Annotated in this window: 13 protein-coding genes and 1 pseudogene; 8 read left to right on the top strand and 6 right to left on the bottom strand. The window is 45.1% G+C overall.

Features of this window, described 5'->3' with window-relative positions; genetic code table 11:
- Positions 1-36 precede the first annotated feature (36 nt).
- The gene (locus tag L4D74_RS18480; protein ID WP_428753879.1) at positions 37-885 is read left to right on the top strand and encodes a LysR family transcriptional regulator; all 849 of its coding nucleotides are present in this window, start codon (positions 37-39) and stop codon (positions 883-885) included.
- 49 nt (positions 886-934) lie between these two features.
- A pseudogene (locus L4D74_RS18475) lies at positions 935-1140 on the top strand (IS630 family transposase); the annotation flags it as partial.
- A 239-nt stretch (positions 1141-1379) separates the two neighbouring features.
- On the opposite strand, the gene gorA reads toward L4D74_RS18475, so the two are convergent.
- The 3 genes from gorA to L4D74_RS18460 all read right to left on the bottom strand — a co-directional run bounded on the left by gorA (position 1380) and on the right by L4D74_RS18460 (position 4792).
- The gene (gene gorA, locus L4D74_RS18470; protein ID WP_428753877.1) at positions 1380-2738 is read right to left on the bottom strand and encodes a glutathione-disulfide reductase; all 1359 of its coding nucleotides are present in this window, start codon (positions 2736-2738) and stop codon (positions 1380-1382) included.
- A 313-nt stretch (positions 2739-3051) separates the two neighbouring features.
- The gene (locus tag L4D74_RS18465; protein WP_428753875.1) at positions 3052-3750 is read right to left on the bottom strand and encodes a glutathione S-transferase family protein; all 699 of its coding nucleotides are present in this window, start codon (positions 3748-3750) and stop codon (positions 3052-3054) included.
- Positions 3751-3952: 202 nt separating this feature from the next.
- Positions 3953-4792 carry a 23S rRNA (adenine(2030)-N(6))-methyltransferase RlmJ gene (locus tag L4D74_RS18460; RefSeq protein WP_428753873.1) on the bottom strand — a complete coding sequence of 280 codons (840 nt, stop codon included), beginning with the start codon at positions 4790-4792 and terminating at the stop codon, positions 3953-3955.
- 224 nt (positions 4793-5016) lie between these two features.
- Between L4D74_RS18460 and prlC the strand changes: the two genes are divergently transcribed.
- Complete coding sequence (prlC, locus tag L4D74_RS18455) at positions 5017-7059, top strand: oligopeptidase A (RefSeq protein WP_428753871.1); 2043 nt, start codon at positions 5017-5019, stop codon at positions 7057-7059.
- A gap of 46 nt (positions 7060-7105) precedes the next feature.
- Here the strand turns inward: prlC and asnC are convergent, their stop codons facing one another.
- Positions 7106-7567 (bottom strand): transcriptional regulator AsnC, encoded by a 462-nt coding sequence (gene asnC, locus L4D74_RS18450; RefSeq protein ID WP_250618859.1) that lies wholly within the window; start codon positions 7565-7567, stop codon positions 7106-7108.
- A 157-nt stretch (positions 7568-7724) separates the two neighbouring features.
- On the opposite strand from asnC, the gene L4D74_RS18445 reads away from it, so the two are divergent.
- Both L4D74_RS18445 and L4D74_RS18440 read left to right on the top strand, forming a co-directional pair.
- Entirely contained in the window at positions 7725-8504 is a 780-nt protein-coding gene (locus L4D74_RS18445) for a class I SAM-dependent methyltransferase (RefSeq protein WP_428753870.1), read from the top strand.
- A 181-nt stretch (positions 8505-8685) separates the two neighbouring features.
- Entirely contained in the window at positions 8686-9189 is a 504-nt protein-coding gene (locus L4D74_RS18440; protein ID WP_428753868.1) for a hypothetical protein, read from the top strand.
- A gap of 93 nt (positions 9190-9282) precedes the next feature.
- Here L4D74_RS18440 and L4D74_RS18435 read toward each other — a convergent pair whose 3' ends face one another.
- Together L4D74_RS18435 and L4D74_RS18430 are read right to left on the bottom strand one after the other, a co-directional pair.
- The gene (locus tag L4D74_RS18435) at positions 9283-10179 is read right to left on the bottom strand and encodes a carboxylate/amino acid/amine transporter (RefSeq protein WP_428753866.1); all 897 of its coding nucleotides are present in this window, start codon (positions 10177-10179) and stop codon (positions 9283-9285) included.
- Positions 10180-10291: 112 nt separating this feature from the next.
- Positions 10292-10717: a universal stress protein gene (locus L4D74_RS18430; protein WP_428753864.1), complete on the bottom strand. Its 426-nt coding sequence runs from the start codon at positions 10715-10717 to the stop codon at positions 10292-10294.
- A gap of 278 nt (positions 10718-10995) precedes the next feature.
- Between L4D74_RS18430 and ftnA the strand changes: the two genes are divergently transcribed.
- The 3 genes from ftnA to L4D74_RS18415 all read left to right on the top strand — a co-directional run bounded on the left by ftnA (position 10996) and on the right by L4D74_RS18415 (position 13310).
- On the top strand, positions 10996-11523 hold the full coding sequence (ftnA, locus tag L4D74_RS18425; protein WP_428753863.1) for a non-heme ferritin: 528 nt from the start codon (positions 10996-10998) through the stop codon (positions 11521-11523).
- 68 nt (positions 11524-11591) lie between these two features.
- On the top strand, positions 11592-11915 hold the full coding sequence (gene uspB, locus L4D74_RS18420; protein ID WP_428753862.1) for a universal stress protein UspB: 324 nt from the start codon (positions 11592-11594) through the stop codon (positions 11913-11915).
- A gap of 192 nt (positions 11916-12107) precedes the next feature.
- The gene (locus tag L4D74_RS18415) at positions 12108-13310 is read left to right on the top strand and encodes a BaiN/RdsA family NAD(P)/FAD-dependent oxidoreductase (RefSeq protein ID WP_428753860.1); all 1203 of its coding nucleotides are present in this window, start codon (positions 12108-12110) and stop codon (positions 13308-13310) included.
- The last annotated feature ends 7 nt before the right edge of the window (positions 13311-13317 follow it).

Genomic DNA, 13317 nt, shown 5'->3' with positions numbered 1-13317 from the left:
AATCAGTCTAAACATAGTAGTAAAGGAGTTATGTATATGATTAGCCTAGACCTTGATTCAATTCGCGCATTTTTAGCAATTAATGATCACAAAAGCTTCACCAAAGCGGCGGACTCTATGGGCAGCACTCAAGCCACACTTAGCGTTAAGCTTAAAAGGCTGGAGAATAAGCTCGGCGTACAATTAGTAGAAAGAACGCCAAGACAAGTACGCTTATCTTCTGCAGGAGAAGCTTTTTTACCAGAGGCACGTGAACTTATTTCAGCCAATGACAGAGCTATTGCAAGCCTGTCCTCGCCTAGACGGAAATTCAAACTTGGTGTTGGGTGTCATGTATTTGGCCCAGAAATGCAAATGGTATTATCTCGCTTAAAAGAGGCTGACCCTAGTTTACAAATAGAATTATCGGTAGAAAGCTCTACAATATTGACCGAGCTATGTAATTCGGGCTCTCTTCATGCGGTGATTATTCGAAGTGACGATGGGCGCTATGACGGTGAAGAGTTATGCCCAGAGTATTTTGGTTGGTATGCTTCCGCCCAGTTTGATTACGATCATCAGGGGCCTTTGCCTATTGCAAACCTGAAAGAGCATTGCGGAATGCGGAATGTAGCAATGCAGGTTTTAGATAAATTTAAAATACAATGGCATGAAGCCTTTATTGGAAATAATATGACTGCTATCGTTACGGCAATTGAAGCAGGTATGGCTGTAGGGATCTTTCCCCACCGAGCCGCTCCTCGCACATTGATAGAAGTTTCTAAAAAGTTTGGGTTACCTAAAATCCCACCTTCCTCAGTATTAATATACTCGGCCTACAAAGACAAACAAACCAGAAGCATAATGAAACTTATCGTTAAAACATTTTCAGATTTATACCCGTGATCATTGAAGATGCTTGATGCTCAGCGATATGAGGATCATGCTACGAACCATGAAAGTAACTCTGACTAAGAAGCAAAAACATGAACTCGAAATTCAGCACGATAAAACGCGTGACGGTCGAGTGCGTGACCGCATTAAAGCGGTACTGCTTGCTTCTGAAGGTTGGAGTACTGCCATGAGCGCATTCATGAAACGACCGTTCTCCGTCACCTTGACGATTACGCGCAGTCCGAGAAACTCAAACCTTTCGATGGCCTCTTGCTGTAGGCAACGCATTTTGATTAAACAATGTGGACAGTGAGCCTATGTTGCCTTTGAGGGGAGTGATTTTGCAGGTGTTTTGGCTGACAGATAAATCTGTCGGTGTATAGACATTGCTTGGTTGTATGAAATACATAAATTCACCTAGAAAAAACACTGGCCACACATACATGTATCGCCAGTGATTGATTATTTTCCAGATTTATTTATGTGTGTAAGATGCTTTTCCTACACTAACCTCTCATGGTAACGAACTCTTCCGAGCCCGTAGGGTGGATAGCTACTACCGCATCAAAGTCCGCTTTGGTTGCGCCCATCTTCATCGCAACGGCAAAACCTTGAATCATTTCATCGACAGTAAAACCAATACCGTGTAAGCCCACTACGGTTTCTTCAGGGCCAGCACAGACCAACTTCATTTTGCATGGTTGACGGTGCTTCGTCACTGCGGTGTACATTGCTGTGAAGCCAGAGGTGTACACCTTGACGTTTTCTTTGCCGTACTTCTCTTCAGCTTCTTGTGTTGTCAGACCAATGGTGCCAATAGGTGGGTGGCTAAAGACGACGGTTGCCACTAAGTCATAATCCATTTTTGCGTCAGGTTTGTTGTTGAACAGACGCTCAGACAATTGACGACCGGCTTTTACTGCCACTGGAGTTAACTCGATACCGCCTTCCATAATATCGCCGACACAGTAAATGCCTTCAACATTAGTGGTTTGGTACTCATCTACTTTGATGTAACCACGATCATTGGTTGCCACGCCGGTTGCACTTAGGTTAATGGCATCGGTGGCTGGGTGACGGCCAATGGCCCAAATAAGTTGGTCAACGTTTTGTGTGTTGCCGTTTTCTAGATGGAGAGTTAGGCTGCCATCGGCTTCTTTCACCACTTCTTTTGGTACAGAGTGCGTATGCAGTGTTGGACCTTCGGTGTTCATCACCTCAACTAAGGTTTCAATGATCATTGGGTCAAAGCTGCGAAGTGGGGATTCTTTACGACAGAACAAATGCGTTTCTGTGCCTAGTGCGTGCAATACGCCAGCGATTTCAACGGCAATATAACCAGCACCAATCACTGCGACGCGTTTTGGTTGTTCGTTAAGCTCAAAGAAGCCGTTTGAATCAATGCCGTGCTCTGCACCAGGAATGTTTGGAATGCTTGGGCGACCACCAACGGCGATAAGAATGTGGTCAGCGGTATAGTGCTCACCATTTACTTCTACCGTTTTAGCGTCAACAAATTTGGCAAATCCTTTGATGACATGGACGTTGTTATTACCAAGTACACGGTCGTAAGACTGATGGATTCGACCAATGTAGGCTTGACGATTCTCAACCAGTTTACTCCAATCAAAGCCTTTCACTTCAACATCAAAGCCATAATCTTCAGCGTATAGGTTCATGGCTTCTGCTACTTGAGCACCATGCCACATCACTTTCTTTGGTACGCAACCAACGTTGACGCAAGTGCCGCCAAGATCTTGCGCTTCAATTAGCGCAACTTTAGCACCGTACATTGATGCTCGGTTTGCCGATGCAATACCGCCGCTGCCGCCACCAATACAGATATAGTCAAAATGAGTCGCCATTACGTTCTCCGAAAGCTGATTAATTTTATGATTTGTTTATAACAAGAACATTGGGGTGAGCATCGTTGAACTCAATATAGCCGTCATGTTTTGTTAAAGAATCGCTATCTCTATCATAAATCGAGTCTAGCAACTTTAGCCAATGGGAAAAAGTGGCATTGATTATGAGTAATAACGATTAATGGTAAGGGTATTGAGAGAATGTTGATTTATTCTTGCTCAGCCCTTGCTATTACAAGGGCTGGTGGATTTTGGTGTCCATTCTAATATTGATGGTTATTGGCGTAGAAAGGACATAGCGTTGTTGATGGGATTAACCGCAACAACGGCTAGTGCCGCAACCACGTTGTGCTTGTATATCTTTTCCATCCGCAAGATAGGTATTGGTCAGATAGAAATCACCAAATAATGCTAGAAAATCGTCAGACACCGTTTTCTCAATCAACCCTGTCGCGAGCAGGTTGTGCTGCCAAGTTTGCATTTTTGGTAGACCACATAAAAAGTCGAAGCCAGAGTGCTGTTTTACGATTGACGCACGATGCAGTAAAGGTAACCAAGCGAGATCGACATGACTTAACGTATCCGATTTAAAGAACGCAGACTTACCTGAAAGCTGGTTTTCTGCTTTGGTAAAAGCGGCTATCAGTTTTTCCGCGCGAGCATCAAATGTTGCTTTATCTTTACTGCTCATCGTGCCGCATTGCGGCAAATAGTGTTTAGACCCTAAGTAGCTCCAAGCTCGGTCTAATGCACGCTGTTCATTAGTGACCCCTTGCTCTAATGGGCCGTATTCGTCTTCGATGTATTCGATGATGGCATCAGATTCAAACAAACTGATACCGGATTCCGTCACCATAACAGGGACTTGACCATTGGGTGAGATATCTAGAAACCATTGAGGTTTTTCTTTTAGGCTGATGTACTCGATCTCATAAGGGATCTGTTTTGCTTCCAGTGCAGCAGTTACTCGTTGAACAAACGGACAAATCTTAAAGCTAACAATTTTAATCATTTGGTTTCTCACTAGGGTTAATAATAGGGAGTACGGGTGTACTTTCTCTAGTAAGACGAGGCGCAACGGAAAAAGACGAAATTAATTTCAATAAAGTGGAAATAATGTTGGAAAGCAGAGAGGGGTAGAGATAAAAAGGCGAAATCTTATGTTTAAAAACAAGAGATTACGCCTTTATACAGTTCAAATGATTGAATCGTGATTATTCAGGAACAATCCATTCAACTTTAAAGTGCCCCGTCGCTGGGGCGATCTTGTCTTTTAGATAAGGCAAGATGGCATTCATTTGCTGCTCTAGCATCCACGGAGGGTTTACAACAATCATTCCTGATGCGGTCATGCCTCGCTCATTGGTATCCGGCGATACGCCTAACTCAATTTGCAGGATTTTACGAATGCCTAAGCCTTGTAGCCCCTCAATCATGTCTTCGATATCGACACGGTTCACTACTGGATACCAAACGGCATAAATACCCGTTGCCCAACGTTTATAGCTTTGTGCAATGGCGGTGACGACATCGCGGTACTCTTTCGCCAGTTCGTAAGGTGGGTCGATTAGGACCAAACCGCGTCGTTCTGCTGGTGGAAGGCTACCTTTAAGGCGTTGAAAACCATCTTCTTTAAATATTTTCACTTGGCGATCGCGGTGAAACTCTTGCTCAAGTAATGGGAAGTCACTTGGGTGAAGCTCCGTTAACATCATGCGATCTTGTGGGCGAAGGTGAGCGCGTGCGACTCTAGGAGAGCCAGGGTAGTATCGCAGCGTGCTGTCATTGTTAAGCTGAGTGATTGACTCAATGTAAGACGCCATCTCTTCAGGAATATCAGCATTCCCCCAAATACGGGCGATGCCTTGCTTATATTCGCCAGTTTTTTCCGACCACTCGTGGGTGAGGTCGTAGCGACCAACACCCGAATGAGTATCGTGATAAACGAACGGCTTATCCTTGTTTTTTAGGGAATTAAGGATAAGACTTTGTACTATATGTTTGACGACGTCGGCGTGGTTGCCCGCGTGGAAACTGTGTCGATAGCTCAGCAAAATGAAGACTCACTTAAAAGGTCGAATGCACGGATTATAACGCTATCTGGCGCTGATACCCAGATAACCAGCAGAAAACTGTGCATCATTAAAATCACACTCTGCGTCATGAGTGGTGAGTTGCTATTGATTTTTTCTATTATCGCCTACATTTATCTATTAATTACGCTCACTTATCTTCTTAGGAGAAAGTGAAGGACCCAAACACTCAAAAGGGATGCTGCATGTCTAATCCGTTAATCAGTTTTACTGACTTACCTCCTTTTTCACAGATTAAGCCAGAACACGTAAAACCGGCTGTCGAGCAAGCGATTGAAGCGTGCCGCAGTAAAATCGATCAAGTGTTGGCAGAAAATGAGACGCCAACGTGGGATTCCGTGATTGCACCCATTGATGAAATTGACGATCGTCTGAGTCGCTTATGGTCACCAGTCAGCCACATGAATTCGGTGATGAACAGCGATGAGCTTCGTGACGCCTATGAAAGCTGCCTGCCTATCTTGTCTGAGTACGGCACATGGGTCGGTCAACATAAGGGGTTATACGAGGCGTATAAAACGATTAAAGCCAGCGATGCGTATGCAGCGCTCACGCAAGCTCAAAAGAAGACCATCCAAGATTCATTGCGTGACTTTGAATTGTCGGGAATTGGCCTTCCAGCGGCAGAGCAACATCGTTATGGTGAAATCAGCAAACGTATGTCTGAGCTAGGCTCGCAATTTTCGAACAATGTGCTCGATGCCACCATGGGTTGGAACAAGCATATTACCGACAAAGCACAGCTCGCAGGGATGCCAGAGTCGGCGTTGGCGGCCGCGCAAGCTGCTGCGGAATCAAAAGAGCTTGATGGCTATCTACTCACGTTGGATATTCCATCGTATCTTCCTGTGATGACCTACTGTGATAATGAAGCGCTGCGCAAAGAGCTGTACGAGGCTTATGTCACACGCGCGTCTGACCGTGGTCCAACCGCAGGGAAGTGGGATAACACGGAAATTATTGCCGAGCAGCTTAAATTGCGCCATGAAATCGCGCGTTTATTAGGCTTTAGTAGCTTTAGTGAAAAATCGCTCTCGACAAAAATGGCTGAAAATCCAGGGCAAGTGCTTAGCTTCTTGAACGATTTAGCGACGAAAGTTAAACCGCAAGGTGAGCGTGAAGTTGAAGAGTTACGTCAGTTTGCACAAAAAGAGTGCGGTGTGACGGAGCTTAACTTGTGGGATATCGCGTATTACAGCGAGAAGCAAAAACAAAACTTGTTCCAGTTCTCCGATGAAGAACTGCGCCCTTACTTCCCAGAGTCAAAAGTGGTGAGTGGCTTGTTTGAAGTGCTGAATCGAGTGTTTGGCATGCAAGTACAAGAGCGTGAAGGCATCGATACATGGCACGAGTCTGTGCGATTCTTTGATATCTTTGACGCTTCAAACACGCTGCGCGGTAGCTTCTACTTAGATCTCTATGCGCGAGAGCACAAACGTGGCGGCGCATGGATGGATGAGTGCCGGGTACGACGCACTAATCTTGCAGGAGAGCTGCAAACCCCCGTTGCCTACCTAACATGTAACTTTAATAAACCGGTAGGTGATAAGCCTGCGCTGTTTACTCATGATGAAGTCGTGACGTTATTCCATGAAACGGGACACGGTATTCACCACATGCTGACTCAGATTGAAACTGGTGCAGTGTCTGGTATTAATGGCGTGCCTTGGGATGCCGTTGAGCTACCAAGCCAGTTTTTAGAAAACTGGTGTTGGGAAGAAGAAGCGCTGTCGTTTATCTCTGGGCATTATGAAACGGGTGAGCCGCTGCCAAAAGCCATGCTAGATAAAATGCTGGCCGCGAAAAACTTCCAATCCGCTATGTTTATTCTACGTCAGCTTGAATTCGGCTTGTTCGACTTTACGTTGCACACTGAATATGATCCAGAAATTGGTGCGCGTGTGCTGGAAACGTTAGCTAATGTTAAAGCGAAAGTTGGGGTCTTACCAAGCCTAGAGTGGAACCGTTTTTCTCACAGCTTTAGCCATATTTTTGCTGGTGGCTATAGTGCGGGGTACTACAGCTATTTGTGGGCGGAAGTACTCTCGTCAGATGCGTATTCACGCTTTGAGGAAGAAGGGATTTTTAACAAAGAAACCGGACAAAGCTTCTTGAATAACATTTTAGAAATGGGCGGAAGTGAAGAGCCGATGGAGCTGTTTAAACGCTTCCGAGGTCGAGAGCCTCAAATTGATGCGCTACTGCGTCATTCTGGCATCAGCGCTTAAAACACACTATGACGAAATGACAAAGCCTCTCACGTGAGAGGCTTTTTTATGGGTCGACATTGCGGCTGATTGGGTTTTGCAACGAGATCAGCGTTTCTGTGGACTGCACTTCATCGATCGCTTGAAGTTTATTAATGAGTACGTGCTGTAATTCTTCAATTGAGCGGCACATCAATTTGACGAAGATGTTGTAAGCGCCGGTGGTGTAATAAGCCTCAACGACTTCATCGAGTGCGTCGAGTTTTTCCAGTGCCGAGTGGTAATCACGCGCCGCGTAGAGGTTAATACCAATAAAACAACAGACGTCGTAGCCTAGCTTTTTGGTGTTCACCACCACCTCTGTTCCTTCAATAATGCCGGCCGCTTTCATTTTTTCAATACGAACATGAATAGTCGCAGGGCTGACATCAAAGCTTTTTGCCATTTCAGCATAAGGGCGTCGTGCGTCTTCCATCAGTGTTTTTAGAATAGCCTTGTCGAGATCATCTAACCCATTGACGCTGTGCATAGTGAATCCTTAATTTTAGGCCGTCATTGACAATAAAGAGGCTGTAGAGCTTAGCACTAAAATGTTGAAGCCGTCTGCGTATGGATCACGCTTATTGGTAGACGGATGGACTTCATGTACACTTGCTGCGTTACTTTAGACCTTTTCGGAGCCAATCTTGCACATCCAACTTATCTGTGAATATTCCCCGCGCCAAAGTGAACTCGACCAGTTGGCACAACGTTGGGGATTGGACGCATCTGATGACAGTGAGTTTGCGTTGGTACTGACTGAAGAGCGCTTAGAACTGCGTAAACTTGATGAGCCCAAGTTGGGCGCTATTTTTGTGGATCTGGCCAGCGGAGCGGTGGCGCACCGCCGCAAGTTTGGTGGTGGAAAAGGGCAGGCAATTGCGAAAGCTGCTGGACTGAATAAAGGGGCCACACCCGTGGTGCTCGATGGCACCGCAGGGTTAGGGCGAGATGCGTTTGTATTAGCGTCGCTTGGCTGTAAGGTGCAAATGGTTGAAAGGCATCCCGTCGTTGCTGCACTGCTTGATGATGGTTTAGCGCGCGCTAAGCAAGATCCAGAGATTGGCACGTGGGTGTCTGAGCGCATGTCATTGCTCCATGCATCAAGCTTGGATGCGTTAACGGTTCTTGCCGATGACCCGGATTTTCAACAGCCCGATGTAGTGTATTTGGATCCAATGTACCCTCACCCAGAAAACAAGAAAAAAAGCGCATTGGTCAAAAAAGAAATGCGAGTTTTTCAATCTTTGGTTGGTGCCGATATGGATGCCGATGGCCTATTGGAGCCCGCACTGCGATTAGCGAGTAAGCGTGTGGTGGTAAAGCGTCCAGATTACGCGAATTGGCTCGATGAGAAAAAACCGACAATGGCGATTGAAACCAAAAAAAATCGGTTTGATGTTTATGTTAATGCATCAATGAGTTAAACCTAACTCGGCTTACTTTGTTACTAAACCCCTCCATGTAACTTGCGTAAGTTACTTGTCACCAGTCTCATTAGGCTGTATATCTAACTAAGAATCATTATTATTCGTTATTTTAAGTAGCTGATATTGGGAGTGGCCGTTATTGGTTGCTCTTGCGGGTCTTGGTTAGCTGGAGGGTTGTATGGCTAAGCGTCTTTGTAAGTTAAATCGTCATGACATCAATGCAAATTTAGGGGATATTCATCGCCTAGTTGCTGAGCCTAAATTTCTTTGTCGTTCCTGCTCCCGTTCATCTGCCGACAGCTCAACGTTATGTAAGCCAGCCGCGATCCCACCGATGAGTTGCCAAGTAAAACCAGCAAAAGAGAAACTTACCTGTGGTTTATTACTTGAGGGCATGACAAAAGAAGAAATAAGTCTAGAACAAGCTATCGCTTCAGAAGCGGCAGTATCTGAGTCAGGCGTTGTCATAATGCAGGAGCCAGAAGGTAGTGATAAGAAAGCGTTAAAACGCGCGAAGAAAGCGCTAAAAAAACAGGCCAAGATGCAGAAGAAACTGCAGAAAGTAATCAAGAAGAGCCAAAAACTGGCTCGTAAACAGAGCCTGCTTGAACAAAAGTATCATCATGCAGAAATGCTGGTTAGTCAGCAGCTAGAAAAAATGCAGCCCGAGCAGCTGCATTAATATTATACGTCTTGTGAAACGACGATGAGTTGTTGTGCGACACTCTTGCTTGGGCAGCGTTCTTTATCGTAGAGAGTGCTTTGCTGTACAGACTTATTGCTTTGTTATGCCGGACTGGCTGCGGTATTGCGCTTCTACGCGAGGTTTCACCCAGCGCTCGTTGACGATCAAAGACAGCAAAATTATCCCACCACCAATTAACAGTCTCGGTATGTCAACGTCTCGGTTCCAAATCACGATATTGACGATCAAGCCAGCCGGAACCAGTAGGTTATTCATCACCGCCAGTGCTCCCGCATTGACCGAGCACGCCCCCTTATTCCAGATAAAATACCCTAAACCAGACGCAATCGTGCCTAAGTAAACCAAAATGCCCCACTGAGTCATGGTGGTGGGTAATTTTTCAAAGCTACCAAAAATCGCAAAAGCGATGGTTGCCACCACGGTGGCCCCAAGATAGAAATAGCCAAATACAGAATGTTGAGGCAGCTCAATGGTTTCACTTTCCATCACGTATTTGTAACTCACTTGTCCGATGGCAAAGCATAGGTTTGCCCCCTGAACCACAAGAAAGCCCATTAAGAAGTTATCATTGATGCCCGCGAATTTGATAAAGGCTGCACCGCTAACCGCGATCGCAGCGGTCACTAAGTACCACGGTGAAAAGCGACCTTTGAGTAGGTCATAAAATAGTGTCACGTAGATAGGGGTAAATACCGTGAACAGCAAAACCTCAGGTACGGACAACAGCAAAAATGACTGATAATAAAAGCAATACATTAATCCTAGCTGTATTCCACCTATCGCCATTAGCTTTGCCATCAACGTTTTAGGAACGTGCTTGAATTTAGTGAACGGTAGAAAGACGGCTGCAGCCAAGACCACTCGCATCAATACTGAAAACCAAGAATCAACCTGACCCGCTAAGTAAACGCCGATCAAACTAAACGAAAAGGCCCATAATAGGGTGACGGAATAAAGGTAACTCATAACAGTGATTAAGTGCTTGTTTTGAATGGGGTGGTGATTATATCACCTTAAAACAAGGAAAGTGGGCGGATAAGAAAGGCTTCCTATTGGAAGCCTTGTTGGATAAGGGCAGTTAGTCTTTAATCGGCACCACTAAAAGGTCGACAGGTGTGGTATTTATTAGCTGTCGAGTGGACGATAAAATCTTGCTCCAAAAATCCTGATGATGACCGCACACCACGAGATCAACGTTAAATTCACCAATAGTGTCGGTTAATTCGTTGCTGAGATCGCCACTCCCCACCAAAGAATGTTTGATAGGGTAGTTAGCATAGTCGGCAAAATCTTTTAGCTGCCGCATGGACGCTTCCATTGCCTGATGTTGGGTTTCAGCCATATTGAGATCAATCAAACCCGTATAAAGCTCTGCATAGTTCACATCGATATGAATAAAGGAAACCTGAGCATCGAGTGGCTTGGCTAGGCATACCGCTTTATCGATAAGCAGTTTACTTTCTTCTGAGAGATCCAATGCGACCAAGATATGTTTATAGCCCATAACGCACTCCTTCTGACGTAAGTTCTAGGTATAACATAGCATTGTGTTGGCAAAAAATGTGTTGAGATGATCTCAATTCACTGTCGTGACGTAATAATCTCACGGGTGCTTTCTCAACATCAAGACAATAAATAGTGCGCAAAATCGCTCAAGTTTTCTAGACTGAAATTAAGAGTACAGTGTCTTACTCAGTGGTAAGAATGGATGGATGAAGCAATACTCCGCAAAATGTTATGTTATAGTAGCGTTAATTGAAGCTATGAAACTAGGAGTAGAGCATGCTTTCAGAAGCAATGGTTGAACATCTAAACGAGCAAATAAATCTCGAATTTTTCTCATCCAACCTATACTTACAAATGAGTGCTTGGTGTGAAGACAAAGGATTTGAAGGTGCAGCTGAATTTTTACGTCAGCATGCGGTGGAAGAGATGGAGCACATGCAACGTCTTTTTACTTACGTAAGTGAGACCGGCGCACTGCCTATTCTTGGCGCAATAGCTGCCCCTAAACATGACTTTACCAGTTTAGGTGATGTTTTCCGTGAAACGTATGAGCATGAGCAAATGATTACCGAGCAAATCAACAAGCTCGCACATGTTGCTTTCACTGCCCAAGATTACTCGACGTTTAATTTTCTTCAGTGGTACGTTGCCGAGCAGCACGAAGAAGAAAAATTGTTTAAAGGGATTTTAGATAAGCTAGAACTCGTTGGTGAGAACGGACAGGCTCTGTTCTTCATCGACAAAGATTTAGCCATGTTAGCAAAAGAAGGTTCTTCTTCCATAATGGATGCCCCTGCTGTGTAACATCAGCGAAAAAAGCCGTTAGATCGTCTTTTTCTCTTGGGTATCTTGGAAGAGGTAGGGAGGAAAAGATGATCAGTGGCGACACTATTCTACTAGCATTGATGCTCATTACGTCAGTCAATATGGCAAGGTATCTGACTGCACTACGCTCACTTATTTATATCATGCGTGAAGCCCACCCGTTGCTATATCAGCAAGTGGATGGCGGTGGCTTTTTTACCACCCATGGCAATATGACCAAGCAGGTTCGCCTGTATTCCTATCTCAAAACCAAGGAATACTATCATCACCATGACGAAGTGTTTATTTCCAAGTGTAATCGAGTGAGAGAGCTGTTTGTCTTGTCATGTGCATTGGCTGGTGTGTCACTATTGGCGGCGTTTTTACTGTAGAGTTGGGGATGACGTTGATTTCAACGTCACGTAATCGAGCAACCTTTGACTACTTACTCAGGGATTGCGAGGGCGCGAAAGATTGCAATACCAAAAAGACTCGCTACAATGGCGAGCAATAAGAGATAAGGATGTGCTTTGGCACATCCTTTTTTGTTGATTCCATTTTTTGTGTGTCGGTAGAGTAAAGCTATGAGCAATAAATTTGATGTGGTCGTGATTGGTGCTGGAGCCGCAGGATTGATGTGTGCTGCGGAAGCGGGTAAGCGCGGACGTCGTGTGCTGGTTTTAGATCATGCCAAAAAGCCAGGTCGAAAAATTCTCATTTCAGGTGGTGGAAAGTGTAATTTTACCAACCATGATGTGACGCCAAATCATTACCTATGCCAAAATCGTCACTTCGTAAAATCCGCATTGTCTCAATACAGCAATTGGGACTTTATCTCGATGATTTATAAGCATGGGATTGAGTTTGAAGAGCGCGATCACGGTCAGCTTTTCTGTTTAGATTCGGCAAAAGAAATCGTCAAAATGTTATTGGATGAATGCGATCTGCCGACCGTTCGCTTTCAGTACCAAACGGACGTACATTCCATCACCAAAACAGACAGTGGATTCTCATTTCACGCCGACAGTGCCAATGCGGGCAATGCAGTCATCGAGTGTGACTCGCTAGTGATCGCCACTGGTGGTTTATCTATGCCAAAGTTAGGCGCGACCCCGTTTGGTTACAAAGTGGCGGAGCAGTTTGGGTTAGAGGTTATCTCAACGTCAGCGGGTCTCGTGCCGTTTACCCTGCACAAAGAAGATAAAGAGGATTTTGCCGAATTGTCTGGGATTGCCATTCCTGCTGAGATTACCGCGGCTGATGGGACAATGTTCAAAGAAGCATTGCTGTTTACTCATCGTGGCTTATCTGGCCCATCCGTATTACAAATTTCTTCGTTCTGGAAACCAGGGCAACCTGTCACGGTTAACCTAGTACCAAACTCTGATGTGGATGAACTCCTGTCATCTACTCGTGAAAACCATCCAAATCAAAGCCTAAAAAACACCTTAGCCCGAGTGCTACCTAAACGATTGGTTGAATTACTCATCGAAAGAAAAGTGTTCGCCGATAAACCGCTTAAGCAGTTCAACCCGAAAGAAATGGCTGAGATCACTTGCCAGCTTGAGCAATGGAAAATTGTTCCTAATGGTACTGAAGGTTACCGCACGGCCGAAGTGACGTTAGGGGGCGTGAATACCGATCATCTATCTTCAAAAACCATGGCATGTAAATCCGTCCCGGGTTTGTACTTTATTGGCGAAGTGATGGATGTGACTGGCTGGTTGGGCGGATATAATTTCCAGTGGTGTTGGTCCTCTGGGTTTGTTGCGGGGCAACACGTTTAACGCATTA

Source organism: Vibrio cionasavignyae, from assembly GCF_050337155.1.
In the GTDB taxonomy this organism is placed as follows: domain Bacteria; phylum Pseudomonadota; class Gammaproteobacteria; order Enterobacterales; family Vibrionaceae; genus Vibrio; species Vibrio nomapromontoriensis.
Note: the sequence above shows the minus strand (reverse complement) of the source record. Positions and strands in the feature narration are given on the sequence as shown.

Coding starts and splice junctions, on each gene's coding strand:
- L4D74_RS18480 (WP_428753879.1), top strand. CDS start 37: ATGATTAGCCTAGACCTTGATTCAATTCGCGCATTTTTAGCAATTAAT.
- gorA (WP_428753877.1), bottom strand. CDS start 2,738: ATGGCGACTCATTTTGACTATATCTGTATTGGTGGCGGCAGCGGCGGT.
- L4D74_RS18465 (WP_428753875.1), bottom strand. CDS start 3,750: ATGATTAAAATTGTTAGCTTTAAGATTTGTCCGTTTGTTCAACGAGTA.
- prlC (WP_428753871.1), top strand. CDS start 5,017: ATGTCTAATCCGTTAATCAGTTTTACTGACTTACCTCCTTTTTCACAG.
- asnC (WP_250618859.1), bottom strand. CDS start 7,567: ATGCACAGCGTCAATGGGTTAGATGATCTCGACAAGGCTATTCTAAAA.
- L4D74_RS18440 (WP_428753868.1), top strand. CDS start 8,686: ATGGCTAAGCGTCTTTGTAAGTTAAATCGTCATGACATCAATGCAAAT.
- L4D74_RS18435 (WP_428753866.1), bottom strand. CDS start 10,179: ATGAGTTACCTTTATTCCGTCACCCTATTATGGGCCTTTTCGTTTAGT.
- L4D74_RS18430 (WP_428753864.1), bottom strand. CDS start 10,717: ATGGGCTATAAACATATCTTGGTCGCATTGGATCTCTCAGAAGAAAGT.
- ftnA (WP_428753863.1), top strand. CDS start 10,996: ATGCTTTCAGAAGCAATGGTTGAACATCTAAACGAGCAAATAAATCTC.
- uspB (WP_428753862.1), top strand. CDS start 11,592: ATGATCAGTGGCGACACTATTCTACTAGCATTGATGCTCATTACGTCA.
- L4D74_RS18415 (WP_428753860.1), top strand. CDS start 12,108: ATGAGCAATAAATTTGATGTGGTCGTGATTGGTGCTGGAGCCGCAGGA.